Genomic DNA, 12,491 nt, shown 5'->3' with positions numbered 1-12,491 from the left:
TTACAGGAATAGAGTAATGAGAAATTATACAAGGTTGATGAGGGCTGTCGCTTCTTTGCTAATAGTGACAACCCCTTTCTTGCCTATACATGCCTATGCTAACGGCAATAGTGCTAGTGAGGCTGGACGAGAAGCGCAAGTTTTAGCAAATGATTTAGTGTCTTCTTTCAAGTCCGCTCCAGGAGGAGTTAACAACGGAAATATTAGCTTTCCAACACTTGAAAATGGTCAATTTCAAAATGGTGGTGGAACTATAAATGTAAATGATTTGTTTCCTGGCACAAGCAGCTCCAATAGTGACCCTTCAAGTTATTACTTTCCAGATGGAAACCCAAACATAGGTGAACTAGAAGGTGTCTATAACGATAACAACGGCATGGATTCTATTGGTGGTAATGCAAAAAGCTCTCTGTGGAGTGATGCTAATAGTGGGAACCCCACCATATCAGGTGCTGCCTACAAGGTTCTCTTGGATGCCACAAATCAATCAAAACCTGATTTCAGTAATGACCCCTTGATGAATCTCAGCAAGAAAACCTATGAAGATATTGATGTGATATCAGAAGGTTTTGGAGATTGTTCTGCTGAGACTATCATAAACAATAACACTATAAAAGCTCATATTCCGGACTACAGAACCTGCGAGCGCATAACTGATAAAAGCGCCGACTGCGAAGTGCTACATGAGTACGATGCAGAAATTATCAAATACCATTCAGGCCCATTTAACATTAAGCCGTGCGGCGATGACTGTATTCAACTCTGGATCGGTAAAGTTGGTGATAACTATTGGTCAGGTTGGTGCTCTGTCTATGAAGAGTCAACACAGGTTAGGGTTGATAACCCTGATGCAATAATTTCAGCAACATTAGAATATGCTAAATGGGATGACTACATGCAAGTTCTTGTTGGTCCTCCAGGTGCAGAAAAGAAAGTTTGGCAAGGGCCAAATAGTAACTTCCCTCCGGAAACAGCTGGTGCTTGTGAGTTGAGTACTAGTTGGCAAAGAAACCCAAATATTGACGTAACATCTCATTTTAAAAATGCAAAAGCTGGTGACGTTATTAGTTTTAAAATCCGGGTATCAGTGGCAGGTAAAGGTGAAGGCTATGGCCGCATAAAAATAAAATATGATAGGTCTAAAGCTGTATTCAAAGATACTTGGACCCCTCAGAGCTGCTTGGATGCGGCAGTAGGAATTAAAGATGGTTTTGCGTCAGGTGAGTTTACCTGCATACAACAACCCACAGACGTTCAAGGAACCGGATGCGTAGTCAAGAATGGCTATCGAGTTTGCGAAGATATGTTGAGTGAATCTCCTTTGCCAGGAATCCCAAAACTTTGTGAAAAAGTGAGAGTTAAAGCTGATTACGATTTTAATAAAGGGCAAATGGAATGTTGGACCGATCCCCAGGGTGTAGAGCATTGTCCAGAAAATGAAGGCGGGAACGTAAATTCATGCCAAGCTCTTGAAGAGAACCCACAATGCGGATTCATTAGCTCTCAATGTGTCGATGGAGCAAAGGGAGATTCTGGTGTTTGTTATGTTCAAGAGGACACTTTTGATTGTGGTACAGATGTTGATGTGCCGACTTTAGACAAAGAAACAAACTTTACATGTGGTGGGCCAATAAAATGCATGGGTGACGAGTGTTTAGATGTTAATAAAACACAAAGTACCGATTTTGCCAGAGCTGCTGCATTGCTGAATGCTGCTCAGTTTATGACACAAGATATGGCGTGTACTGGTACTGATGGTAACGATAACCCAACAGGTACAGAAAACGTTATTTGTAAGGCTTTTGGTGGCGATCCAGGTGAATGTAAAAAAGCTGTTGGGGGAGCTCAGGATTGTTGTGAGAAACCAAGTGGCCTATCTATGGGGGACTATCTGACTCTCATGATGTCAGTACCTAAACTGGATGGTGCCATTATGTCTCTGGAGAACGGTAGTGCAATTAAAGGTGCTTATCAAGCCATCCGCGATCCAGCGATTAGTGGTTGGACCGAAATAACCAAACCGTTCACCTCATATATAGAGAACATTACAGGTGCTATTGATAACTTTACAAAACCTATCACTGATTTGGCAAAAGAGGCAATTCAAGCTCTAAAAGATGAAATTACGAAAATAACCAGTAAAGCTCTAGGGAATGCATCTGCATCAGGAAGCGCTGGTGTGCCAGCTGGTGCATCAGAAGGTATGATGGAGCAAATGGTAGGGCAACAGGCTGCGAGTGTACTAAGCGGTATTATGGCCGCGTATACAGCTTATGTTGTAGCCATGATGATCATTCAAATAGTGTGGAAGTGTGAAGAGGAAGAGTTTGAATTAAATGCAAAAAGAGCATTGAACAGCTGCACTAAGGTTGGTTCATATTGCAAATCAAAAGTGTTAGGAGCATGTATTGAAAAACGCGAAGCATACTGCTGCTTTAGCTCTCCACTATCACGAATCATTCAGGAGCAAGTAAGACCTCAATTAGGAATGAGCTTTGGTCCTGCAAAAGCTCCTCAGTGTGAGGGGATTCCATTGGAGCGTTTAGCTGAGATTGACTGGACACAGGTGAACTTAGATGAATGGCTAGCTTTGTTGAGAGCTAATGGTCACTTCGATGATCCCGCTGGTATGACATTAGATCGTCTTACAGGATCAGGTAGTGCGTTTGATGTTGATGGAACTCGACTCAATGCTCAAGAGCGAGCTGAGGAGAGATTGAAGGGGTCTGATCTTGATAAAACAAGAAAAGATGCGGGAGACTCCATCCTTCCAGATACAGGTGCCCCAGGTTATTAAAAAGACCAGCTGTATACACATTAAAGGCGTTCCCGATAGGGAGCGCTTTTTTCTTGTTTGAAATATTCGCTGAACCTGTTAGATTAAATCCATGAGGTTTGAGCGTTTTCCTCTTCTGGCACCCTTACGATTTAATTCTTCAAATTAGTATGAGAGAGCCAACTTAACAATGCTTTTCTCACTATTTTCACATTTTTGGGTAATTTGGCGAAAAAACCATAGAAAGGTGAAAATTTCCGCTTCTAAGATTCACACCTTTCAGTGTGTTCAAATCAACAGTTCAAATCAACTGAGCGAAACTCATTTTTGGACAAAACCTTGCTAGAGTTTTTGTTTAAATTAGCAAATCACAAATTACTACAGATAATGGAAAAAATAATTGCATAGATTTTATATTGCAGTTGACGAATAAACGAGGTCCTATTCCTATAGTCGTTGAAAACCAACTCAGGGTTTCGTAATAAAATAATTACCTCTGAGCATATTCCTTCGGTGTACAACCAAACAATTTTTTAAAAGAAGAGAGAAAGCTGCTCACACTGCTATAACCCAACTCATGCGCAACCAAGGTTGTGTTATACCCCTGAGAAATCTTGTCCAGTGAACTCATCAAACGAAAGCGGCTACGCCATTGACGGAATGTGAGTCCCGTTTCTGCCTTAAACAACCTTTCGATAGTACGAACACTTGCCCCTACTTGATTTGCCAGCTGTTCAAGTAACAGAGATTGGTCAGGCTGATTAACAATAAGACTGATCAACCGTTGCAGGCGAGGGTCATGTCCTGATGGAATATAGAGCTCCAATGCTTCCAATGATTCAAGTTCATCAAGGGCGACCAAGCCTAAATTATGTGCTCGTTCTTTTGCGAGGGAACCTGTGCTTTCAGTAAGCTTGAGTATCACTTCTCGCATTAACGAGCTCATTTTTAACATGACGACTTTATCAGAGTTCTGACGTACACAAAACGAGGGGTCAACGTATAAATTCCTAGTCTGAGTGGCAGTTTCATTACTCACCGGCTTTGTTGCTTAATTCGATGAGAAGACATGGTAGCCCCATGTTGTTCAGTTCTTAAACAACATACTGAGTTTCAGGCATACCTAGCCCTGTAAGCTTGTTCAGCGCTTTGATCATAGCGTAAGTCTCACCAACTTGAGCGTTGTAGTCCCTCAGGCTTAATTTCCCACCTAACAACTGTTTTACCCGATACATTGCTGTCTCTGAGAGCGAGCGCTTATGATAACCATACCGCTTTTTCCATTTCTTGTTAGAGCCGTAGAGCTTCTGGCAACCCACTGCTAAGTTGCGAGGATGTCCTCGTTCCCAGAAGGCTGCCCCTTCTCGTGGCGGAATGAGCGGAACAGCTCGCTTGAGCCGTATGGCATCATGGCAATTCCTTGTGTCATAAGCACCATCGCCTGATATCTCAATGATTTTACGGCGTGTCTGCTTAAGCAAGTTGGGAAGTACTTCGGCATCGGTTACGTTAGATAAGCTCAGCTCTGCTGCGACTATTTCGTGGGTGCTAGTATCTACTGCGATATGCAGCTTACGCCAAACCCTACGCTTCCCGTCAGTACCATGCTTCTTGACCTTCCATTCGCCTTCGCCATAAACCTTGAGGCCAGTGGCATCAATGGCTAGGTGTTGTATCGCACCTCTGGTTTTAGTTTTAAATGAAACCTCAACTTCCTTAGCTCGACGGCTTATACAGGTGTAGTGGGGACAAACTAGCGGGATGTTAGCCAGCTTAAATACCGAGTCTAGAAATCCTTGCAGTGCTCTCAACGGCATAGAGAATATGCGTTTCACCATCAGTGCAGTAGTAATGGCTAAGTCGCTGAATTGGCGAGGTCTGCCGCGCTTGCCTTGTTTGTTTTGCTTCCACTCGGCTATCGCTTCCTCATCAATCCAAAAGGTCAGAGAACCACGGTTTATTAAGGCTTTGTTGTACTGCGTCCAGTTAGTTGTTTTGTAACGAGGTTTAGGCATGAGGCTACGACGATTAATGGGTGTAGCCGATCAGATCGTAGCTTCTTGATTTAGTTCCATCGATTTAAGCAACAAAGCCAATGTTCTCCGTTGCTTGTCATACCGCTCATATGACACCGCACTTACTAACATAATGAGAATGAAACAAAAACATACTGAAACGACATATAGAGCAATCGCCTTTTCTTGTTCTTGTATATGATTGATGGTGTACCCACCAACTAAGAACATCCCCCCACCTACAATCAATTGCCAACGAACAATACGGGCACCAAAAGTAGGAGCAAGCAATGCGTGTACAATGCCTTTGTTAGACTCTAAGCATATGGTTGAAATACTCAGCACCATTCCTAATACAGTCGTTGTTGGTGACATTTGGCCATGAAAATTATCAACGTTATAAAGGTATCCGACCGCCGATAGTAGTGGTAAAAAAATGGAGAAAATTGCTATCACTTGTGTGAGGTAGCAAAACCGTTTCTTTAACATGAAAACCAATGCAATGAAGATGGAGCTAAGCATATATGTGGTGTTACTACCCATTTTCATGGGTGAAGGCACGTTTAGTAAGTGGGAAAAAGTATTATTCAGGCTAAGTACTTCATCGATAATGTTATTTCCCGTCAACTCTTGCTGAAGGCGTGTAACCAAACAAACACCAGCAAATACTAATAGAAATCCAGCCCATTTAGTCAATGTTCTTATTAAAATACCAGTAAGTGATAACACTAGGAGTATTATAGTGGTCAAGGGATGAGTCGCGGGGCCATTGGCGACAGGACGATAAATCCATTCCACCTCAAGAAAGTAAGAAAGGATAAGTAGAGAACAAAACAGCAATACACAACCGTACCCAATAATACTGAGCTTCAACGCTTTGCTAATTAGATTCTGTTTTTTGGACTGCATGTTTAGTCGCTCGTTGAATGAAAGCTGTATTTTAAGTAACTTAGTCCCGAATTCAACTGCGAAGTGCGACACTCGCTAATATCAAGCAGCCAATACCATTTCTTTAAATACAATTGCTGGCTGCTTGAAGTCTAAACATTTTCTCGGTCGATAATTTATCCGCAATAGAGCGAATTCAATATCGCTGTGGCTTTGTTGCTTAATTCGGTGAGAAGATATGGTAGCCCCATGCTGATCACTTCTTAAACAACATACCGAGTTTCAGGCATACCAAACCCTGTAAGCTTGTTCAGCGCTTTGATCATAGCGTAAGTCTCGCCAACCTGAGTATTGTAATTTCTTAGACTTAATTTCCCACCTAGCAACTGTTTTACTCGGTACATTGCGGTCTCTGACAGAGAGCGCTTATGATAGCCATACCTCTTTTTCCACTTCTTGTTGGAGCCGTAAAGCTTCTGGCAACCTACCGCTAAGTTACGAGGATGCCCTTGTTCCCAGAAGGCTGCTCCTTCTCTTGGCGGGATGAGCGGAACCGCTCGCTTGATCCGTATGGCATCATGGCAATTCCTTGTGTCATAAGTGCCATCGCCTGATATCTCAATGATTTTACGACGTGTCTGCTTGAGTAAGTTGGGGAGCACTTCGGCATCAGTGACGTTAGATAAGCTCAGCTCTGCTGCGACTATTTCGTGGGTGCGTGTATCTACTGCGATATGCAGCTTACGCCAGACTCTGCGCTTCCTATCAGTTCCATGCTTCTTGACCTTCCATTCACCTTCGCCATAAACCTTGAGGCCAGTGGCATCAATTGCCAGGTGTTGTATCGCTCCTCTGGTTTCGGTTTTAAATGAAACTTCAACTTCCTTAGCTCGGCGGCTTATACAGGTGTAGTGCGGGCAAACAAGCGGGATGTTAGCCAGCTTAAATACGGAGTCTAGAAAACCTTGCAGCGCTCTCAATGGCATAGAGAAAACGCGTTTCACCATCAGTGCGGTAGTAATGGCTAAGTCGCTGAATCGGCGAGGTCTACCACGCTTGCCTTGTTTGTTTTGCTTCCACTCAGCTATCGCTTCCTCATCAATCCAAAAGGTCAGAGAACCACGGTTGATTAAGGCTTTATTGTACTGCTTCCAGTTAGTTGTTTTGTAACGAGGTTTAGGCATGAGGCTACGACGATTGATGGGCGTAACCGCTCAGATCGTAGCTTCTTGATTTAGTTCCATCGAATTACGCAACAAAGCCGTGTTTGTCCTGAAAATCAAAAAATCGGGGAAAAACTCGCGTTGATCGCCCACAGTGTGTTCAAGTGCCATCACCGATATATCGAAGATAAGCTCACCAAAACCCAATACTATCGCCGGCTCAGGCGGTTAAGAAAAAGTTGGCTTCATTGGCTCAAACTGGGCAGTTATCAATGTTCGAAACGTTATCGAGGTCGGTGCCGAAATCTCATGTCTGATGATGCTATGGTGTGGCGCTTTATGGATGATCGAGACTGCCCGTTAACGAACAATGCCGCAGAGCGTGTCCTGCGTAATTATATATTGATGAGAAAGTGCTGCTACGTGACTCGCTCATATAGAGGCGATCTGTTCCGTGAACGTATGTTCTCACTTATAGAGACTGCCAAGCTTCAGCAGATCTCAGCCTATAAATGGTTACGTGAAATCGTCGAACACCATATGCTCAAAGTGAATTATCAGGTGCCAGCATTCCTATCGTAAACCACCGTCAATAGCTCACGGGTGAATAGTTACTGTCACGGCGCACGTTTGATAGAAAATTTCGCTCAAGCTTCAACCTCTCCCCTAAAGCCTGGCTTATCAAGCAGCGCATTGAACGCGCCAAAGGGTTATTGGAAACCGAGCCGCTAAGCATTGAGCAACTTGCTCAACAATCGGGTTTCGACAGCGCCGTCACGCTGCGCCATCACTTCCGTCCTCTAGTCGGCGTGTCGCCTCAGCAGTATAGGGAGAAATTTCAGAAAGCACAAAATGCATAATCTGATGAGTTAGAGCGGCGGAATCGTCACCTCAGGCAACGACTCAAATCCTGGTTTGGCAATCAAATAGCCTTGAATCAGTTCCACGCCTATCGAGTGTAAAAACTGATACTCTTGCAGAGTTTCCACTCCTTCCGCCAATGGAGTGATCTGGAGCTCATTGAGCATCACGACCATATTCCTCACGATCGTCTGTCGACTGTGTGATTGATCTATCCCGCGAATCAGTTCCATATCCAACTTAGCGATGTTGGTCTGAAAATCGGCCAACAGATTAAGGCCGGAATAACCCGCACCAAAGTCATCAATCGCCGTTTTAAAACCGAGGCGATGGTAATACTCCACAATGTTGCGTACGTGTTCAGTATCTTCAATGCGCTCGACTTCGGTAAACTCAAACATGATCTGCGAGGTAGGAAAGTCATATTTGTTGGCAAGCTTCAAGGTTGTGGCCAAGCACCGTTCCGGCTCATAGACAGCATTAGGAAGGAAGTTGATACTCAACATCTCCTTCATACCTAATTTGGCCGCTAATTTTATCGCTTTTGCACGGCACTGCTGGTCAAACGCGTATTTATTCTCTTGATTGACTTGCGAAAGTATTTGGTAAGCAGGCTCATTGTTGAGCCCCCTCACCAAGGCTTCATAACCAAATACCGACTGAGTGCGACAGTTCCAGATGGGCTGAAAAGCCATGGTAAAAGCCTCAAAGGAACGCTTTTGACACTCACAATGGTCACATCGAGTGCCAGCAGGCTCTACTTCTTGAGAGTGATGGGTATTCATACATATCCTCAACAACGTATCATAGACAGGATCTTAAGAGCTAAGTAGTTCATTTAGATAGAAAGGGGCTTCATTTATGATCAGATAATCGTCGCCAAACAAAAAACCTACATAAACCGTGAAGCCGATGACGATTATCTCCTTACAAAACCAATTTAAGCAATTCTTTAATGCTGACACCCTTCAAAATATGGCGAAAAGTACAGGCCTGATGAAACGGTGTCGGGCGATATTACCTGAGCAGTTGGTCATTAGGGCGTGTTGATCTTTCGTGAGTGTTTTTTAAACAGCATGGTAAAGAGTTATAATTTGCTTCGTCAAAAAGTAAAACCATAACCAATACCATGCCAAGAACAATACTAACTGATATTCGCTGGACACTGCTACTCCAAGTTATGAAAAGTACAGGTCGTGTTTACGATAAAACTGAACATCGAATGACATTTGAAGGAATACTTTATCGAATGAGAACAGGTATTCCTTGGCGGGATCTGCCCTCTGAGTTCGGAGAGTGGAATACCGTTTACAGACGATTTAATCTTTGGTCAAAGAAAGGGGTTTTAGATAATCTTTTCAAAAGCTTATCTAGCATGGCTGATTTTGAATGGGTCTTTCTTGATGGCTCTATAGTTCGAGCGCATCAGCATAGTACAGGAGCAGCGACTGAAAGCTCAGAGCAAATAGGAAAAAGTCGCGGGGGCAACTCAACCAAAATTCACTTAGCCGTAGATAGTGGCGGCCTGCCGATTTGCTTTGATTTATCAGAAGGACAACGCCACGATATAGTGCATGCCGAAAGCTTAATAGATCAACTCGATGAAGTTAATACCATCGTTTGTGATAAAGGATATGACAGCGAACCTTTCCGTACTTTTGTTAAGGAACGTGGCGGAAAAACGGTAATTGCTAAACGCAATTACGGTCAAGATATAGACAAAGACAGTATGGATTGGTGTCTATACAAGTATCGTCACTTGGTCAAAAATGCCTTTGCGAGAATTAAGCATTATCGAGCTATTTCAAGTAGATATGACAAGCTAGAAAGGAATTATGCCAGCATGTTATCGCTGGCATTCATGTTGATGTGGTTACCGATGTATTGTTGATCACGAAATGTACAGCAAAGATCAACACGCCCTAGTTCTTGTTCACCAACAACGTGATAATTCCCGGTCTTCTGGCCGTTCTTTTTCAAAGATTTAAAACCGGATTCACTGATACGTTGTAACGTTCTAACATCACCATTTTCATTTCTTAACGGTAAAACTAACCGTCCTTGCTTATCCATTTTTGCACCAGGGAAAGGTTTAACCCCTTTCGCAGCCAAATAACCTTGTTCTGGTGTGGCATCAGGCATTAAGTTATAAGCCTGTTCAGCTCGATGCGCGTTATGTTCATACTTCCTATTCTGGTTAGCTTCACGTTCAATAGAGTTTTGCACCGCTATAGCTTTCAAGTGGTCTTGAGCTGTCTTGTCTAGCTTCTGTCCCCAAGCTAGGCGTCGTGAGACGTCTCTGGACAACAACGTTTTATATGCCTCACTAAAATAGCATTTGGCGGATTACCTTAGGTATTGCAAAAACTCTGAGTAAGTGGCCAAACTCACTTATCCACTACAAAAACAGTCTACGGTTATAGGTCTGGCACAATGAGATCCTATGGCAAAATATCAAATGTCTGGATTTTTTTGATGGTTTCTACACCGTATCTATCTTCGAGGCTCTTTACAAATTCAGGTTCAATATGTTTTGCAAACCCTAAATTTCCTTTTAGAGTTTGCACATCCCTATCATTAGTTTTTCCGTTAATGAACCTATGGATACTTACCCTAATATTCCTCTTATTTTCTCTACCTATAGATAGTTTTCCCGTGTTTGACAGCGTGACTCCAGTAACGTGTCGATTATGAGCTTTAGATGAATGTACGGTTTTTTCCTTGTTAACCTTGATGTCTTTTCCAAAGTTCAATCTAAGTAATTTGACTACAGTGCGTTCTAATTCAAATAAAACATTTTTCTTATTGGTGCTGAATGTCATATCGTCGGCATAACGAGTGTAAACGATATTAAGCTCTTCACAGTGTTTTGATATTTCTTCATCAAAGAAGTACATGATTGCGTTTGAGACAAAAGGAGAGCTAGGTGCTCCAATACTCAAGCGCAGTGGACTGTTTCTTCTTAGTTTCCAAAAAAATAATTGACTAACGAGAATGTAGTCTTTTTCACTCAATTCGATACCGTGCTTCATTATTACATCAGAAAGAATAGTCGGAGTAATGGAGTCAAAGAAGCGCTTTAAGTCCATTTTTAACAGATAGCGAGAGTGTGTGTGCTTCTTAGCATTCTCTTTTATTCCCCTGCCTTTACAGTAGGCCATAGCTGATTGATGAACAGGGATAACTTCTTCCAACTCGGAAGCAACATACTTTTGGAGTATCTTTACTGTTCTGGAAGGTTGAGCTATTAGCCTTTTTTCAGTGCTATTACGCTTGTCAATGTAGTAGCGTTTGTAGCGGAGAGGCACTGTATGAAGGTAAGATAACAGTTCGTCATCCGAAAGGGATAGTTGCTCTTGTAATGTTTCAAATAGATTAGTCATTGGCTTTCCTTATTTGAACTATACGTTTTAGAGCATTAAATCTTTTCTTTGCAATTTCTATTTCTTTTTCATCTTCTGTTTTCATAAAAACAGGATTAAATGAACTCCTGATTTCCATTTTCAAGTTAGGTGCATCGAGTACTTTTCCTTTTCTAGATTTACCAAATTTTATTTTGGATAGTGATTCGTCATTGACGTAATAGTACTTAGAACCACTGTACTCATAGGGAGAAGCAAGCTTGAATTTTTCCAGTAAATATAAGCACTTAGTGACATTTCTTGTGGGATAATCGATTTCCAGGCAAATTAAAGCCATTTCTATTTCGCTTAGTTTTATGGGCTCACATAGACGAATTATGTCGTGAATAAGATAAGACATGTGTCCTGAGTTTTTCACGTCGAACTTATCTGTCTTTTTAACTTTTCCCAACTTATCCTTGATATCACTTACTACAAAATCAAGCTCATCATATTTTATAGATTCGGTATTTGCCCACGGATAAATCATGACGGACGTATCATTGCGTCGTTTAAGACTCTTAATAGCACCTAGGTAAATGAACGAAGAGTACGCTGGTTCATTATCTTCTTTAGCTTCAAGCTCTTCAGCTGGCACAAAAACTATCAATCTATCTTTGAGCTCAATTCGATTGCAAAACAGCCCTAGCTCAACAAGTGAACCGGCGCTCTCAAGAAATATTACGACAAGAGTTGATATGCTAGCGATATCATCTTCAAACTCCATAAGGTCATCATAGGCACCATCTTTAAAATAGTCTTTAAAGTCTTCTGCTGCAATTAGGTGATCTGTGATGTTGCTTGTAGTGTCTTTTGCGAAGTAAGTAAAAACTCTTTCTCTCACACTTGCAGCAACCTGAGTCATAGGTCCGCCACAGACAAAAATAATAGGAGGGGTACTGAAGTTGACAGAAAAGTTTGAATGATTGAGATCACTAAAGATAGTTTCTGTAACGCTGCTGTATGTGTTTTCTGCCATTTTCTACATAAGCTATTGCTAATTAAAGATAAGGCAACCAATGGTTGCCTTATAAGTGCCTTTACCTAAAGGATGCGCTGAAGACTTTTCGTGCGCTCCTGAGGAACGAAGGATCGTGCGGAAAGTGCTGAAGCGCAACCCTAAATGTCCACAATAAATTACTGTCTGGCGATGCGCCCGACAAGTTCTGTTTGTAACAAAACCAACGCGTAAAGGATTGTTCAGAATATACATTCGTACTTTCTAAGTATCAAGATGATTCTATAGGCATTGCTAAATGCTGAGTGGAAGCAACGAATTCAGTTGTGCTAAACCAACTTGGGCATGTATTGAATTAACTGTTCATTATTAGAATTAAATCAGATTTTTGCGTTTTTTTTCAAGGTCGTAGTGGTAAGCCGCAGCGAA

Annotated in this window: 11 protein-coding genes and 2 pseudogenes; 4 read left to right on the top strand and 9 right to left on the bottom strand. The window is 42.1% G+C overall.

What is annotated here, in order from left to right:
* Positions 1 to 16: 16 nt before the first annotated feature.
* Positions 17 to 2,797: a conjugal transfer mating pair stabilization protein TraN gene (gene traN / locus WR49_RS12250; RefSeq protein WP_046224196.1), complete on the top strand. Its 2,781-nt coding sequence runs from the start codon at positions 17 to 19 to the stop codon at positions 2,795 to 2,797.
* 469 nt (positions 2,798 to 3,266) lie between these two features.
* On the opposite strand, the gene WR49_RS12245 is transcribed toward traN, so the two are convergent.
* The 5 genes and pseudogenes from WR49_RS12245 to WR49_RS12230 all read right to left on the bottom strand — a co-directional run bounded on the left by WR49_RS12245 (position 3,267) and on the right by WR49_RS12230 (position 6,863).
* The gene (locus WR49_RS12245) at positions 3,267 to 3,710 is read right to left on the bottom strand and encodes a helix-turn-helix domain-containing protein (protein ID WP_231574702.1); all 444 of its coding nucleotides are present in this window, start codon (positions 3,708 to 3,710) and stop codon (positions 3,267 to 3,269) included.
* 160 nt (positions 3,711 to 3,870) lie between these two features.
* Entirely contained in the window at positions 3,871 to 4,791 is a 921-nt protein-coding gene (locus WR49_RS12240; protein ID WP_012196880.1) for an IS5 family transposase, read from the bottom strand.
* A gap of 30 nt (positions 4,792 to 4,821) precedes the next feature.
* Positions 4,822 to 5,700: a hypothetical protein gene (locus tag WR49_RS12235; protein ID WP_052715030.1), complete on the bottom strand. Its 879-nt coding sequence runs from the start codon at positions 5,698 to 5,700 to the stop codon at positions 4,822 to 4,824.
* Between the two features lie 81 nt (positions 5,701 to 5,781).
* Positions 5,782 to 5,880, bottom strand: a pseudogene (locus WR49_RS21320) (IS30 family transposase); the annotation flags it as partial.
* A gap of 62 nt (positions 5,881 to 5,942) precedes the next feature.
* Entirely contained in the window at positions 5,943 to 6,863 is a 921-nt protein-coding gene (locus WR49_RS12230; protein ID WP_046224194.1) for an IS5 family transposase, read from the bottom strand.
* A gap of 63 nt (positions 6,864 to 6,926) precedes the next feature.
* Between WR49_RS12230 and WR49_RS12225 the strand changes: the two genes are divergently transcribed.
* Both WR49_RS12225 and WR49_RS21050 read left to right on the top strand, forming a co-directional pair.
* On the top strand, positions 6,927 to 7,424 hold the full coding sequence (locus WR49_RS12225) for an IS66 family transposase (RefSeq protein ID WP_331428882.1): 498 nt from the start codon (positions 6,927 to 6,929) through the stop codon (positions 7,422 to 7,424).
* A 32-nt stretch (positions 7,425 to 7,456) separates the two neighbouring features.
* Positions 7,457 to 7,702, top strand: a pseudogene (locus WR49_RS21050) (helix-turn-helix domain-containing protein); the annotation flags it as partial.
* A 9-nt stretch (positions 7,703 to 7,711) separates the two neighbouring features.
* Here the strand turns inward: WR49_RS21050 and WR49_RS12220 are convergent.
* Positions 7,712 to 8,398, bottom strand: a complete 687-nt coding sequence (locus WR49_RS12220) for an EAL domain-containing protein (protein ID WP_231574704.1) — start codon at positions 8,396 to 8,398, stop codon at positions 7,712 to 7,714.
* Between the two features lie 434 nt (positions 8,399 to 8,832).
* On the opposite strand from WR49_RS12220, the gene WR49_RS12215 reads away from it, so the two are divergent.
* Positions 8,833 to 9,594 carry an IS5 family transposase gene (locus WR49_RS12215; protein ID WP_046224192.1) on the top strand — a complete coding sequence of 254 codons (762 nt, stop codon included), beginning with the start codon at positions 8,833 to 8,835 and terminating at the stop codon, positions 9,592 to 9,594.
* Here the strand turns inward: WR49_RS12215 and WR49_RS12210 are convergent.
* The 3 genes from WR49_RS12210 to WR49_RS12200 all read right to left on the bottom strand — a co-directional run bounded on the left by WR49_RS12210 (position 9,537) and on the right by WR49_RS12200 (position 12,083).
* Positions 9,537 to 10,013 (bottom strand): hypothetical protein, encoded by a 477-nt coding sequence (locus WR49_RS12210; RefSeq protein ID WP_046224191.1) that lies wholly within the window; start codon positions 10,011 to 10,013, stop codon positions 9,537 to 9,539. The genes WR49_RS12215 and WR49_RS12210 overlap by 58 nt on opposite strands.
* 131 nt (positions 10,014 to 10,144) lie before the next feature.
* Entirely contained in the window at positions 10,145 to 11,086 is a 942-nt protein-coding gene (locus WR49_RS12205) for a retron St85 family RNA-directed DNA polymerase (protein WP_046224190.1), read from the bottom strand.
* A complete protein-coding gene (locus WR49_RS12200; protein ID WP_046224189.1) occupies positions 11,079 to 12,083 on the bottom strand; it encodes a retron St85 family effector protein in 1,005 nt (334 codons plus the stop codon). Before WR49_RS12200 ends, WR49_RS12205 begins: the two co-directional genes overlap by 8 nt.
* Positions 12,084 to 12,491 lie beyond the last annotated feature (408 nt).

Origin of the sequence: Vibrio sp. ECSMB14106, from assembly GCF_000972265.1 — a bacterium.
GTDB classification, from domain to species: Bacteria; Pseudomonadota; Gammaproteobacteria; order Enterobacterales; family Vibrionaceae; genus Vibrio; species Vibrio kanaloae.
The sequence above is the reverse complement of the archived record's forward strand: the minus strand, read 5'-3'. Positions and strand labels throughout refer to the sequence as shown.